This is a genomic window from Dokdonella sp., from assembly GCF_035703485.1.
Taxonomy (GTDB): domain Bacteria; phylum Pseudomonadota; class Gammaproteobacteria; order Xanthomonadales; family Rhodanobacteraceae; genus Dokdonella.
Genome location: NZ_DASSYD010000205.1, coordinates 1 through 14,275, shown reverse-complemented (window position 1 = coordinate 14,275; position 14,275 = coordinate 1). Strand labels below are relative to the sequence as shown.

12 protein-coding genes are annotated in these 14,275 nt (G+C 59.6%); 7 read left to right on the top strand and 5 right to left on the bottom strand.

What is annotated here, in order from left to right:
- Nucleotides 1–256: 256 nt before the first annotated feature.
- The gene (locus tag VFN25_RS15730) at nt 257–859 is read right to left on the bottom strand and encodes an ACP phosphodiesterase (RefSeq protein WP_325143596.1); all 603 of its coding nucleotides are present in this window, start codon (nt 857–859) and stop codon (nt 257–259) included.
- A 44-nt stretch (nt 860–903) separates the two neighbouring features.
- Here VFN25_RS15730 and VFN25_RS15725 point away from each other — a divergent pair, with 44 nt between their 5' ends.
- From VFN25_RS15725 to VFN25_RS15715, 3 genes are all read left to right on the top strand, one after another.
- Nucleotides 904–1,611 (top strand): alpha/beta hydrolase, encoded by a 708-nt coding sequence (locus VFN25_RS15725; protein WP_325143594.1) that lies wholly within the window; start codon nt 904–906, stop codon nt 1,609–1,611.
- Nucleotides 1,608–2,702: a cell division protein ZapE gene (zapE, locus tag VFN25_RS15720; protein WP_325143592.1), complete on the top strand. Its 1,095-nt coding sequence runs from the start codon at nt 1,608–1,610 to the stop codon at nt 2,700–2,702. Before VFN25_RS15725 ends, zapE begins: the two co-directional genes overlap by 4 nt.
- A 161-nt stretch (nt 2,703–2,863) precedes the next feature.
- Complete coding sequence (locus tag VFN25_RS15715) at nt 2,864–4,174, top strand: amidohydrolase (RefSeq protein ID WP_325143590.1); 1,311 nt, start codon at nt 2,864–2,866, stop codon at nt 4,172–4,174.
- A gap of 50 nt (nt 4,175–4,224) precedes the next feature.
- Here the strand turns inward: VFN25_RS15715 and VFN25_RS15710 are convergent, their stop codons facing one another.
- Nucleotides 4,225–5,568, bottom strand: a complete 1,344-nt coding sequence (locus tag VFN25_RS15710; RefSeq protein WP_325143589.1) for a M12 family metallo-peptidase — start codon at nt 5,566–5,568, stop codon at nt 4,225–4,227.
- A gap of 182 nt (nt 5,569–5,750) precedes the next feature.
- On the opposite strand from VFN25_RS15710, the gene VFN25_RS15705 reads away from it, so the two are divergent.
- Together VFN25_RS15705 and VFN25_RS15700 are read left to right on the top strand one after the other, a co-directional pair.
- A complete protein-coding gene (locus VFN25_RS15705; protein WP_325143587.1) occupies nt 5,751–8,219 on the top strand; it encodes a M14 family zinc carboxypeptidase in 2,469 nt (822 codons plus the stop codon).
- A 31-nt stretch (nt 8,220–8,250) separates the two neighbouring features.
- Nucleotides 8,251–8,970: a 2OG-Fe(II) oxygenase gene (locus VFN25_RS15700; protein WP_325143586.1), complete on the top strand. Its 720-nt coding sequence runs from the start codon at nt 8,251–8,253 to the stop codon at nt 8,968–8,970.
- A 6-nt stretch (nt 8,971–8,976) separates the two neighbouring features.
- Here the strand turns inward: VFN25_RS15700 and VFN25_RS15695 are convergent, their stop codons facing one another.
- From VFN25_RS15695 to VFN25_RS15685, 3 genes are read right to left on the bottom strand one after another with little or no spacing between them, the layout of a single operon-like run.
- Nucleotides 8,977–10,530, bottom strand: a complete 1,554-nt coding sequence (locus VFN25_RS15695) for a hybrid sensor histidine kinase/response regulator (protein ID WP_325143584.1) — start codon at nt 10,528–10,530, stop codon at nt 8,977–8,979.
- Nucleotides 10,531–10,536: 6 nt separating this feature from the next.
- Nucleotides 10,537–10,980 (bottom strand): response regulator, encoded by a 444-nt coding sequence (locus tag VFN25_RS15690; RefSeq protein WP_325143582.1) that lies wholly within the window; start codon nt 10,978–10,980, stop codon nt 10,537–10,539.
- On the bottom strand, nt 10,977–12,815 hold the full coding sequence (locus VFN25_RS15685) for a sensor histidine kinase (RefSeq protein WP_325143581.1): 1,839 nt from the start codon (nt 12,813–12,815) through the stop codon (nt 10,977–10,979). Before VFN25_RS15685 ends, VFN25_RS15690 begins: the two co-directional genes overlap by 4 nt.
- Nucleotides 12,816–13,033: 218 nt before the next feature.
- Here VFN25_RS15685 and VFN25_RS15680 point away from each other — a divergent pair, with 218 nt between their 5' ends.
- Nucleotides 13,034–13,840, top strand: a complete 807-nt coding sequence (locus VFN25_RS15680; RefSeq protein ID WP_325143579.1) for an SDR family oxidoreductase — start codon at nt 13,034–13,036, stop codon at nt 13,838–13,840.
- Nucleotides 13,840–14,275, top strand: a 436-nt coding sequence (locus tag VFN25_RS15675; RefSeq protein ID WP_325143577.1) for a saccharopine dehydrogenase NADP-binding domain-containing protein, incomplete at its 3' end; no start/stop codon positions are given. The genes VFN25_RS15680 and VFN25_RS15675, both read left to right, overlap by 1 nt.

Here is a 14,275-nt window from a genome sequence, read left to right as displayed (position 1 = left end):
GCGAACAGGACGTCCGGGTTGGGATGCCCTGTGGCGGGGTTGGGCGCGCCTACAACAACGCATTGAGGGCTATCACCTTGCCCAAGAAATGATGCCAAAGATGTGATCAAGAGACAGGCGCAGGCAGGGGTCCAGTGACTTTGCTTTTGATCGAGAGGAGTCGGTCGTTCGTGTGATGGGGTACCGGGCCCCTGCCTGTCCATGGCCGAGCTTGTGCTGGGCGTGTCGAATGGCAGTGGCGACGAATGCGCAAGGATCAGGTGAATTCCGTCGGCGAAGATTCCGCGCGCCACTGCGCCGCGAAGCCAACCAATTGCGGGAAGAATCCGGCAAACGCCTCAGCGAGTTCGTGTTCCAGTCGCGAGATTTCAATCAAGCCTTGCGCCAACGGGTTTTCACGTTTGAATCTTGCGCTGACGCCAACCAGCACTTCGCTGATCATTTCGCGATCCGCATAGGCAGCAGGCAAGTTGCGGGCGTGCATGTAACGGCCGAATCGGTGCAGGGAGTCCGGCAGCATGCTGATGTTGTCATCCAGCAACTTCCGCGAAGCGTCGCTGAAGACATGCAACGGAATCTCCGACCAGCGACTGAAATCGCGGGCGAGCAGATGATCGAACCAGATATCGACAAGGATGCCGGCGTAGCGCCGGTAGGCAGGCTCGAACAAGGCCCGTAGCGAGCGAATCTCGGCATGGCTATCGGTGAACGTGTCGATGGCGCGATGCAGGGCGATGCCGCGCTGGACCCCGATCGGCAGTTCGGAATCAATCCGGCCGCGGACGAAATCGCCCAGCCATCCACCGAGCTGAATAGCCTTGTCGGGGCCGGAAAGCAGGGCGTGGGCCAGATGATTCATCGCTGCTGCAGGCGTATGGAGGCCTTCACGGTATCATGCGCCCCATGAGCAAGAATCCAGTCAAGACAACCCCAACCTCATTCCCTGCGGAATCCGCGCACTTTCTGCTACCCGGACCGGCTGGCGTCATCGAGGTTGTCACCGAACCGGCGGAGAGCGAGGGCGAAGATGCCCAGGCCACGGCCCGCGGCATCGCCGTGATCTGCCATCCGCATCCACTGCATGGCGGCACCATGCACAACAAGGTCGTGACGATTATCGAGCGTTCGTTGCGCGAGCTCGGTCTCGATACCGTGCGCTTCAATTTTCGCGGAATCGGCAAATCGGAAGGCGAATTCGATGAAGGCATAGGCGAAAGCGACGATCTTGGTGTCATCGTTGAATGGGCGCGCAAGGTGTGCCCGAATGCTCCGCTGTGGCTGGCAGGATTTTCGTTCGGCAGCTATGTAGCCCTGCGCAACGCCAAGCATCTCGATGCCGATGCCCTGATCACGATTGCGCCGCCAGTCGGGCGCTGGGAATTTGAAACGATCGAACTGCCGGATTGTCCCTGGCTTGTTGTGCAAGGTGAGGATGATGAAGTCGTTGATCCGCAGACCGTATTCGACTGGGTCGAGCAACTCGAAGTCTCCCCGCAACTGGTGCGCATGGCTGAAACCAGCCACTTCTTCCACCGCCGCCTGATGGATTTGCGCGGTGCCATCAAGAACGCGATGCGCAGCCATTTGCCGAAGGCGAACGATCCGGCATGAATGCGGTTTCCGTGCGACCGAGTGCGCGTTATGCGCAAGGGGTTGCCGACGGAAAATGGAGCGCTGATCCAGCCCAGGACATCGCTCTGGCCGCGTTCGATCGCATGTTCGATGCGCTGGCCGAGGACACCTCGTTGTCACTCTGGAAACGTCTGCGTGGACACAAGCCTGAAGCGCCGCAGGGTCTGTATCTGTGGGGTAGGGTCGGTCGCGGCAAGACCTTTCTGATGGATCTTTTCTTCGAGGCGCTGCCGATCAAGGAAAAGACCCGCGTGCATTTTCATCGTTTCATGCAGGGCATCCATGCCGAGCTGCGAGATCTGAGTGGGCAATCCGATCCGCTGATCACCGTCGCCAAACGCATTGCCGAAAAGACCCGCGTGCTCTGTCTCGACGAGTTCTTTGTTCTCGATATCGGCGATGCCATGATCCTCGGCAACTTGCTCAAGGCCTTGTTCGCCGATGGCGTGGTGCTGGTTACAACTTCAAACACCGAGCCGGCGAATCTGTACAAGGATGGTCTGCAGCGCGAACGCTTTCTGCCCGCAATCGGCCTGCTCGAAAATCATTGCGAGATTGTCGAAATGATCTCGCCAACCGATTGGCGATTACGCGCACTGAAGCATGCGCCGGTCTATTTGACGCCACCTGACGCCCAGGCCGAGCGCTCAATGCATGCGATATTCCAGCGTGTCGCGCATGCGAATGTGCGCGAAAACCTGACCCTCATGGTCAATGATCGACCGGTGTCGGTTCGCCGCGAAGGCGATGGCGCGATATGGTTCGATTTCGACGCGATCTGCGAGGGCCCGCGTGGCGTTGCCGACTATATTTTCCTCGCCCGTTCGTACCACACCGTGTTGATCTCGGGCGTTCCCGAGTTCACTCCGCAAACCGAGGATGCCGCGCAACGCTTTGTCGAATTGGTTGACGAGCTCTACGATCACGGCGTCAAGCTTGTGCTCTCGGCGGCGGTGCCGATCATCGATCTCTATGACGGCCGCCGCCACCGCGCTGTATTCGCGCGTACCGAATCGCGACTGATTGAAATGCAGAGCGAGGAATATCTCGGTCGCGAGCATCACGGTTAGGGCCGAGAGCGCATTCTCGCTGTGCTTGCGTTTCAAGGCGTGTTGACCTATTGATTGGGTCCGCGAACATTTTTGGCTCAACGCAGCAATTCCTTCTCCCGCTGGTGGAAGAAGCGCGAATTTGCTGGTTTCTTGCAAGCTCAAACAACAGGGAGATCACCATGCGCCGCCAACTACTTTGCACTGCTGTCTGCCTGTGTCTTGCTGCTCCCGCCGCTTTCGGTGCGGAGAGTCCGGTGGAAGCGATGGTCGATGCGCGCCTTGACCACATCACCGCCGTGCGTCGTGACATCCACGAACATCCTGAACTGAGCAATCGCGAAACGCGTACGGCCAAACTCATCGCCGCCGAGTTGAAGAAGCTTGGTTACGAAGTGCATACCGGCATCGCGCATACCGGTGTCGTCGGTATTCTCAAGGGTGGCAAGCCCGGTCCGAAGCTGGCCATCCGCGCCGATATGGATGGGTTGCCGGTGACCGAGGAAGTCGATCTGCCGTTCGCCTCGAAAGTGAAGGGCGAATACCAGGGCAAGCAGGTCGGCGTCATGCACGCCTGCGGCCACGATGTGCACATGGCGTCAACGCTCGGCGTGGCCAGTGCACTGGCCAGCTTGCGCAAGGATCTGCCCGGTGAAGTGATGGTGATTTTCCAGCCTGCCGAGGAGGGCGCGCCGGCCGGTGAGGACGGCGGTGCCGAGCTCATGGTCAAGGAGGGCATTTTCAAGGATTTCAAGCCCGACGCGGTGTTCGGCATGCACGTCACCTCCTCGTATCACGTCGGCAATGTCGCCCTGCGTCCGGGCGGCATCATGGCCAGTTCGGATACGTTCCGCATGACCGTGCACGGCGTGCAAACCCATGGCGCCTCGCCGTGGCGCGGCATCGATCCGATCGTCGCTGGCGCCGATATCGTGATGTCGGCGCAATCGATCGTCAGTCGGCGCATGGACATCAACAAGGATCCGGTCGTTATCACCTTCGGTATCTTCGATGGCGGCCAGCGTTTCAACATCGTGCCCGATACCGCCTCGCTGCAAGGCACCTTGCGCGCCTTTGATTCGGACATGCGCGATCAGGCCCTGGCCGAGTTGCGACGGGTTGCCGATCACGTCGCCAAGGCCCATGGCGCGACTGTTGATATGGAAATACCGATCGCCAACGCCAGTAATCCGGTCAACTTCAATGATCCGGCCCTGACCGGGCGGGTCACCGCGAGTTTGCAGAAAGTGCTCGGCAAGGCCAACGTGCTCGAAGCCTCACGCTGGACTGCGTCGGAAGATTTCCCGTATTTCGGAATTGGCGCCAAGGCGCCGAGCGTCTACTTCTTCGTCGGCGGAACGCCAAAGGACCAGGATACTGAAAAGGTTGCCTTCAACCATTCGCCACGATTTTTCGTCGATGAGGGCGCATTGAAAACCGGCACCGAGGCGATGCTGCAGGCCAGCCTGGACTTCCTCGGCTACACGCAATAGCCAGTAGCACGGTTCGAACAACGATGTGGTCCTGATTCCTGGTCGCCGAATCAATCGAAGCCATTGGCAAAAATCGTGTCGTTGCCGAGGCTGAGGCAACTCGGCGTGTTCGCCGCGATGCGCACGCGCAGCGCAGTGATGTGGGTCGGATGGAATATCTGCACATTCTGCCCACAAGCGCCACTATTGAACGTGTTGCAATAGCTCATGACGGTTCCGCGCGGCGCGCCGGGACCACTGGAAGGACAACTCGTGGTGCCCGAATAGCAGCCGCTGCCGGCGGTTGAGCATTGATCAATGGTATTTGAACCGGTCGGAAACAAGCCGGTCGTGGTGTTCGTGCAGTGCGTGTGCGCCGCACCGAAATTGTGGCCGAGCTCGTGGCCGACCAACGAAGCGGAAAGCGAAACCGGGATCTGGGAATTGGTGAAAATCTGATTGGTGCTGTAGCTGCCGCCATTGCCTGAAGTTCGACAATAGTAATTGACCCAGGCGATACCAGAGGCGCTGTTGCCGCTGCTGGAGTTGCCCGACAACAACATGGCAAACGCCCGGTCTACCGCGTTGCCGCCACTGCTGTAATTGGCTGACCAGTAGTTGCCGAATTCGTTGAGCATGGCTGAACTGGCCGGTGAATCGGTGTTTGCATAAGGGTCGGAAGCCGTGCGCAAAAACGTGGTTCCCTGCAACAGGTTCACATCGAGATCGCGCTGGTACATCACGTTCATCTGTGCGATCAGATCGGCAATCCATGCTGTTGCCGACGTGGTGTTGCCGGCAAAACGTTTGGTCATGAAGCTGGTATCGGTATCGACCGCGACAACCGCGTTGCGCAAAGTACCCAGCGGGGCTTGTTCGACGAGCAGATGATCGAGCATGCCACTGTCCGCATACGGGTTCGGCAATGAATCTTCGTTGGCCTCGAACTTTGCCTTGACGCCTGCGGGCAGTGATTCCTCGGCACTGATCGCGCGCAAGCGCCAGCCGTTGCCGATGCGCTCACTGTGCAACTCGAATGCGCCATTCGGCCCCGAGCCTGCGCCGTAGGGTGGCGCGCTCGAATCCGCGTCGAAAGACAGTCCAAGCCGTGTGCTGCCATCCTTGCTGTAGCCACTCAAATGAATGCGTGAGCTGCGCGGGATCTCATGTTTGCCTTGTGCATCGACGACGAAAATGCGGGCGCCGGGAGCATAGATCTCGAAGCGCTTGAATGTAATCGCGGTGGTGATGCCGGGGCCGGCTGGAAACGCATCGACCTCGATCGCGGCCCCGGGTTCGGCATCGGCCAGGCGGGCCAGGCTGGATGAATCCATCAGCACGGAGCCCGATGCGGCATAGACGCCGCCGCTCGCAAGAATGCACAACATCAGAACCAACAAAACACGCATCGCCATGGCCTTGCTCGGGAATTTACCGGGAAAACTAACATCATTGAACGGGCGACTCGTTAACGAGTAGTGGCTCACGGTTTGAGCCATGGCTGCGTCGCGTTTCGAATGCAATCACCGTCCGGCATTGCGCCACGTGATCAGTATTGCCTTATCATGCCCGGCTTCGCGGAACCGGAGAACGATGTATGCGTGGGATTATCCTGATCGCAACCTTTGCCTTGCTCGCTGCAACCACAGTCAAAGCCGAGGATTGGGCGATCGACGCGCACTGGAAGAATCCGTCGGATCTGGCCCGCATCGCCCCGCTGTTCCAGCATCTGAAAGTCGATCGCAAGCATCACACGGTCAGTCTGATTGCCGATGACGCCCAGCTTGCCGAACTCGGCCGACTCGGCATTGCCTATGGCGTCGATATGGCGAAGACGGCGAACATGCGCACGTTCTACGCGCAAGCGTTTGAGCGAGTGCGCGGCAGTGGCATTCCGGGCTACTCCTGTTATCGCACGGTTGAGGAAACCTACGCGAGCATGGATCAGCTTGCTGCGGCGCATCCCACTCTGGCTCAGGTGATCGACATCGGTCCGACCTGGGAGCGCACGCAGAACGCGAGTGCGGGCTACCAGATGCGCGTGTTGCGCATCGGCAACTCGGCCACCGACCTGGCGATCCCGAACAAGCCGAACATGGTTGTGTTCAGCTCGATCCATGCGCGCGAATACGCGCCAGCCGAGGTCAATACACATTTTGCCGAATGGCTGCTAGATAACTACGGCAGTGATCCTGAGGCGACCTGGCTGGTCGATCACGAGAATTTCCATCTGATCCTGCAGGCCAATCCTGATGGCCGCAAGAAGGCCGAAAGCGGGCTTTTGTGGCGCAAGAACACGAATACGGCGAGTGCGAGTTGTGGCGACGACTCGGGCATTGATCTGAATCGCAACTTCCCGTTCCACTGGGGCATTGTTCCGGGCCAGGGCGGCTCCAGCACTTATATCTGCGACCAGACCTATCGCGGCCCGTCCGCGATGTCCGAGCCCGAGACCAACGCTCTGGTCGCCTATGTCGCCGGCACCTGCACCGATGCAGGCGTCTGCACCGGCGGCGTTTTTCCCGATCTGCGCGATGGCCCGTTGCATCCGACCAACGTCAATGGCGATGGCGGCGACGCCGCGCCGTCCGACTATCCCGGCATGTTCCTCGACATGCATAGTTACGCGAATCTGGTGTTGTGGTCGTGGGGCGATCGGTCCAGCGCGGCGCCAAACGGCCCGGCGCTGCAAACCTTTGGTCGACGCCTGGCCTGGTTCAACGGCTATTCCCCGGAGCAATCCGACACGCTCTATCCGACGGACGGCACCACCGACGACAGTTTCTACGGATCGCTGGGTGTACCTGCGTATACCTTTGAACTCGACATCGAGTTCTTCGAGCCTTGTGCGCCGTTGCTCGCCAAGACCATCCCCGACAACCTCGCCGCGTTGCGTTACGCCGCGCGTAGCCTGCATGCGCCGTACCTGCTTCCGGCGGGTCCGGATGTGACTCGAATCGAAGCCAGCCCGGATCTGGTCGCTGCGGGAACCCCGATTGCGCTGACCGCGCGCATCGATGACAGCCAGTTCAATCAGAGCAATGGTGCTGAGCCGATCCAGAACATCAGCTCGGCGCAGGCTTTTGTGGATGGTCTGCCGTGGGAGGGCAGTCTGCCGGTCGCTTCACTCGCGGCTGGAGACGGCGCTTTTGACAGCCCGGCTGAGGAGGTCAGCGCGAGTATCGCCTCAGGCGCACTTGGCAGCGGTCGACATTTGCTGTTCGTCCAGGGTACCGATGCATCGACCCAGGCCGGCACGCCGAACGCGGTGTTTGTCGACGTCGCCGAGGCCAGCGATATCGCCAATCTGGTGGGCACGATCACGGCTCGCGGTGACGCGACGCCGCTGGCGACAAACTTGCGCGTGACCAACACCAGTACCGGCGAAAGCCGCAGCGGGCGCAGTAGTGGCATTGATGGCAGCTATTCGCGGCCGATGCTTGCTGGCACGGTCGACATCCATGTTGATGCCCCGCCCGGCTACCTGAGCGAGGATGTCAGCGGTGTGAGTCTGACCGGTGCGAATACGACAACCCGGGATATCGCCCTGTTTCATGCCTGCACGGTGTTCGCCGACGATGTCGAATCCGGCAGCAATGGCTGGTCGTCGCAGCCGCCGTGGGTGCGCAGCCAGGCCGCCACCGGCAATTCGAGCTACGTCTGGGCAACGCCCAACTATGGCAACGATTTGGACAGCAGTTTGTTGCGCACGATTGATCTCACCGGTTACGCCGACAGCACGCTGGCTTTCGATGATCGCTGCGATACCGAAAGGAATTGGGACTTCGGCCATGTCGAATATTCCGTAAACAACGGAAGCTGGACATCACTCTATCAATGCTCGGGCCGCACGAGCTGGCAGCACAACCGCATCGACTTGCCATCGAATACCGACAACGTCGGCAATCTGCGCTTGCGCTTTCGTCTGACCAGCGACAGCAATACGACAAGGCCGGGTGGCTGGGCGATCGACAACATCGTCGTCGAATCCGGTGGCTCACAATGCCGCGCGTCGCAAAATGACCGTATTTTTGACAACGGCTTCGAGCAGGAGGTCGTTCGGTGACGGATGCGCAGACAAGGTGCCGGAGCAAGACGTGAGCGGTGATTTCATCGAGGTCCACGACAACGCGATCAGTGAACGCGATTGCCAGGCGCTGATCCGGCAGTTCGAGACCAGCGGCAAGGCGGTCCGTGGACAAACCGGCGGCGGTGTGAATACCAAACTCAAGGACAGTTGGGATATCTGCATCAATGACTATCCCGAGTGGGTCAACGCGGCCAATCTGCTCAACAGCGCGATGATGCGCGCGCTGATGACCTATGTGCGCAAATACCCGTACACCGCGATCGCGCCGCTGTCACTGCAGATGCCGGATGCGCAAAGCGGCGAACTCGTTGCACTCGATGCCGAGGCAATTCGCGGCATGCCCGACGAGCGTCTGCAGAAACTGATGGTCAAGGTGTTCCGACCTGGCACGATCAATATCCAGAAGTACCTCGCCGATCAAGGCGGCTATCCGTACTGGCATTGCGAGTTGTATCCGAAGGTCGGCGATCTCAACGGCGAAACCCTGCACCGCGTGCTGCTCTGGTCGATCTATCTCAACGACGGCTTTGGCGGCGGCGAAACCGAGTTCTTCCACCAGCAGCGCAAGATCGTCCCGCAGACAGGCTCGTTGCTGATTGCGCCGGCTGGATTTACCCACACCCATCGCGGCAACAAGCCGAGCGGCGGCAACAAATACATCGCCACATCGTGGATATTGTTCCAGCGCTCGGAGACCCTGTTCGCCAACCAGTCCGGAAAACGCTGAGCGCGATCAGGCGTCGGTTTCGTCACCGGCATCAAGTTCCTCGCGGACACTGCGCAGAAGCAGGTTGACTGACACCGGTTTCTCGATGAAGCGGATCCGCCGGACCGGCGGCAGACCGTCACGATCAATCACATCGTTGCCACGCACAAGCAGAATCAGCGGGCCGTCATAGTTGCGATCAAGCAATGCAGCAATCGTTCGCACGCCGCTCATCAGGGCCAGATCCGCATCCATGACGACGATATCGGGCGTGCCCAATGCGTCAATTCTCTGCATTGCGTGCGAGCCACTGCCGGCCGTGGTGACCTCGTAGCCATTCAATTCGAGAGTGTCCGAAAGCATGGTCTGCTTGCTGAGTCTTTCAACCACCACAAGAACGCGCTCACCGCGGCCAGCCGCAATCGGAACCCCGTTCTGCTCGGCGGAATCTGCACTTTCCAGGGGCAGGTAGATCTCGAACGTGGTGCCCTTGCCGGGCTCGCTGAGCACACGCAGATAGCCGCGATGATTGGTGACAATGCGCTTGCAGGAAACCAGGCCGAGACCGGTTCCGGATTCCTTGGTCGTGAAAAACGGGCGGAACAGATTGGCGCGCACCTCATCGGGCATGCCCACGCCGGTATCGGTGACCAGAACCTTGAGATAGGCCCCCGGTGTTTGCAATTCATCGTCGACGAAGAAGGTCTCGTCGATCGGCGACGGCTCGGCCGAGAGGCGCAGCTTGCCGCCTTCGGGCATCGCTTGCAGGGCATTCAGGCACAGATTCAACAGGCATTGCTGCAACTCGGTGTGATTGCCTTCAATGGCAATATCATCGGCAGGCTTTTCCAGCACCAGGTCGATATTGCGCGGCACACTGCCGCGCAAAAGCATGGCCAGCGCGTCGAACAGGGCCGACAGCTTGACCTGCTCAGTCTGCACCTTGGCACCGCGCGCGAACGACAGCATCGAGGCGACCATCTCAAGGCCACGCTTGGCACAATCGCCGACCAGGGCGCCATGTTTGCGCAACCGCTCGTCGTCGTTTTCCTTCATTGCTTCTGCAGTCAGCAACAAAGGTTGCAGGATATTGCGCAGATCGTGGCTGAGCCCGCCTGCCAGCATGGCGAGGCTCTCGAAACGCTGCGCCCGCATCAGCTCTTTTTCGGCATGTTCGCGCGCGATCTCGGCGCGCGCCTGCTGCACCGCGCGCTCGACCGCCGAGGGCAGGCGTGCAATGCGTTCCTTGAGCAGGTAGTCAGTGGCGCCGGACTTGAGCGCCTTGATCGCGGCTTCCTCACCCATGGTGCCGGATACAAAAATGAACGGAACGATTGCCGAGCGCTCGCGCAGCAACTCCAGCGCACGATAGCCGCTGAAAGCCGGCATGCTCAGATCCGAGACCACGATATCCGGGTCGAACTCATCAAGCGCCGTGCTGAAATCTGCTTCGGTGTCGACCAGACGCGAGTCCAGTTGCAGGCCACCGCTGCGCAGTTCGTCAATCAGAAGTTCAGCATCGTTTGCGTCATCTTCGACGAGCAGGACGCGCAGCGATTCAAGCGACTCGGAATTCGCCATGGGCACCTATTCCTGTTGCGGGAATTCGTTGAGAACGGCCCAGAACTGGCCGAGGGTTTGTACGGCAGTGAAGAACTGACTGACATCCACCGGCTTGACCACATAGGCGTTGACGCCAAGATTCCAGCTGTGAACAAGATCACTTTCCTCGCGCGACGAGGACAGGATGACTACCGGCACACGCTTGAGCAGCTCGCTTTCGCGCATCTGCTTGAGCACTTCCAGGCCATCCAGACGCGGCATCTTGATATCGAGCAGGACGACAACCGGATTGCCCTTGCCACGTTCTGCATAGGCTCCGCGACAAAGCAGATAGTCCAGTGCCTCGACGCCGTCCTCGACATGGATGACTGGATTCGCAAGCTTCGCTTCGCGCAATGCGTCGATCGCCATCTCGGCGTCGGCGGCACTGTCTTCGGCCAGCAGGATGGTGCGGATCTCTCGATTCATGTTTTCAAAACCTTTGCTTGAACATCGCCATTGCGAATGGTTCCGACGGCAGTCGGAAGTGAGAAGTAGGCGGTCGCACCCTTGTCCGGTTCAGCTTCGATCCAGCTGCGGCCCCCGTGTCGATTGATGATTCTGCGCACGTTGGCAAGACCAATGCCAGTACCGGCGAACTCGCTGGCCTTGTGCAGGCGCTGGAAGACACCAAACAGCTTGCCCGCATAAGCCATGTCGAAACCAACCCCATTATCGCGCACGAAAAAAACCGTTTCAGCAGGGTCGGATTCGCTCAAGCCAATTTCGATGAGTGCATGTTCGCGATTTTCGGTGTACTTGACCGCGTTCGACAACAGGTTCTGCCAAACCCTCTGGAGCATGCTTTCATCGCCGACGACGACGGGGAGATCGGCGATCTTCCATTCAATGGATCGTCCCTCGTTGGTCGATACGAGCATGGCGCGGAGCTCGGCAACCATTTCGTTCATGTCGACGGCCTCGGCGCGAAAAGCACTGCGACCGAGTCGTGAATACTCGAGAAGATCCTCGATCAGAACCGACATGCGCCGTGCGGCGCCACCAATCACTTCCAGATAGTGGCGTGATTTGTCGTCGGCCTGGTCGGCGATATGTGTTTCGAGCTTGTCGGAAAAGCCGGCGATATGACGCAGCGGCGCACGCAGATCATGGGATACCGAGTAGCTGAATGATTCGAGCTCGCGATTGATTTCGGAAACCTGTGCGACCTTCGTCTCAAGGTCCTCGTTGAGCTCCTTGATTTGCTCCTCGTAGCGCTTGCGTGCCGTCACATCGCTGACCGTGAGCAAGATCGATGGCCTGTCGTCGAAATGCGCATCATCGGAGACATCCATGCGTCGCGCGTTGACCAGGACGATGCGTTTGATACCGTCACTGCTGCGCTGTTCCAGCTCGTAATCCCAGATCTCACGACCACGTGCAGCAACATCGAGCAAGCGCTGATGCAGCTCGGGGTCTTCCCAGGCGTGGCCGCCGAGCTTTTCCAGGGGACCGCCTTCAATCGGCTCGTCGGCCTGCGCGTAGAACTCGGTGAACGCCGCATTCGTCATCAGGACGCGAAGCTCCGGGTCGAGTACGGCAATCGGTTCGCGAAGGGTTTGCACGATAAGTCGCGAGCGTTCCACGGCGAGGCGCGCGCGTGATTCCGCCGAGCGTCGATGCAGGGTCTGTCGCTCCGATACATAGATGACCGAGCCAAGCAGCATCAGTTGCGCGAACAGGGCCGCGGCAACCGCCCAGTGGGCATGCCGTTGAGCCGATTCAAGTTGCTCGTTGTGCTCGAGAAAGAGCACGTTCTCCGCAGTGACGATATCGCTTGCAGCCTGGCGTGAGCCAAACATGCTGGCCGCCTGTTTGAGATCGGCGGTTGCGGCGTCGAAGTTTCTCGCCTCCATGTTTCCCATCGCTCGGTCGTACAGTTTGACCCGGCCTTCAATCAGCGCTCCGAGTGCGCCGATACGATTCTGCTGTGCGGCATTGTTCGCGCTGACATCGCGAAGTTGGTCAAGCAGCGGCATGATCGAATCGCGCGTGGCCCGGTATGTTTTTCTGCCGGATTGCCGGGGAATTTCAATCAGTCGCGACAGCACCTGGCTTTCGAGATCTCGCAGCGCAACCTGCAGCTCAAGAATGGCGCCCTTGACCTTGGCACTGTCGACAACCCGGCTCGAAGCCTCAAGGGTCGAGTTCGCGCTACTCCGGATGATCCAGTAGGGCAGGGCGACGCTGGCCAGCACGGCGACAGCGAGCAGACCGGCGCGAAGTGGATACTCGATTCGTTCAATCCAGGTTGGCCGTTGCATTCAATGTCCTAGTAGGATGGCAGCGTTGCTTTGGAAGCCCGTTGCCAGCTTGCAAGTAGTTTGCATTCCGCGTGCATGGCTTGGGTAGGCCCATCGCGAACATCGATCGACGGGCCTGCTGGCACACGGGATTGCCGCCCGACCTGTTTCCACGGGTCGAATGACAACGGTTGTCAAAGCGCAAGCATAATCCATCCAAATCGATTCAAGGGGCGACCATGGATTCCTCACGACGTGTATTGATCACCGGGGCCGGCAGCGGGCTGGGTCGTGCCCTGGCATTCCGCTATGCCGAAGCCGGCTGGCGGGTTGCCTGCGCCGATATTCAACTTGATCGAGCCGAGAAGACGGTCGAACTGATCACCGGATTCGGTATTGGCGCGATGGCCCTGCAGGTCGATATCGGTGATGACGAATCCTTCGAGGCCCTGCGTGACATGGTTCTCGCGGCCTGGGATGGCGTCGATCTGGTTATCAACAATGCCGGTGTCGGTGGTGGAGGTTCGGTGCTCAACGCATCGATGGACGATTGGCAGTGGATGCTCAACATCAACTTGCTCGGGGTGGTCCGCGGCTGCCGCTTGTTCGGCCCGGTGCTGATCGAGCAGGGCGGAGGTCATATCGTCAATATCGCCTCGTTCGCCGCATTGGCGGGCGGGCCCGGCATGGCGACCTATGCAACCGCAAAGGCCGGCGTGGTCACGGTATCGGAAGGCTTGCGTGCCGATCTCGATGGCAGCGGCGTGCAGGTTTCCGTGGTCTGTCCGAGTTTTTTCCAGACCAACCTGCTGCAAGGCTTTCGCGCACCCGACAATACCTCGTTGAAGATGGCGACGGCACTGATGCGCAGTGCCAAGGAAAGCGCGGCCGATATCGCCGAAGTCATCTACAAGGGTGTCGAACGCAAGGAATTCCTGATTCTGCCGAGCGCTGTCGTCCGTCGCAGCTGGCGACTCAAGCGCTGGTTTCCGGAGCTCTACTTCCGCAAGCTCATGCAAGTTGTTCGTGCGCGAGGAGCAGGCTGATGGACCCGTTGATGATTTACGGCGCGAATGGCTACACCGGAAAACTGATTGTTGCCGAAGCGGTCAAGCGTGGTCTCAAACCCGTACTCGGCGGTCGCAATCATGATGCCCTCGATGAACTGGCCGCAGAGCACAAGCTGACCCGGCGTGTGTTCGAGCTGAACGATGGCGCAGAAATCGATCGCAAGCTGGACGGTGTGCGCATCCTGCTCAATTGCGCCGGGCCGTTCTCACGAACCTTCCAGCCGCTGCTCGAATCCTGCCTGCGCAACAGGGTTCACTATCTCGATATCACCGGCGAGATCGATGTGTTTGCGCATTGCCATCGGGCACACAAGCAGGCGCAGCATGCCGGCGTCGTGGTTTTCCCCGGTACCGGTTTCGATGTCGTGCCGACCGATTGTCTGGCAGCCATGGTCAAGCAGCGCTTGCCCG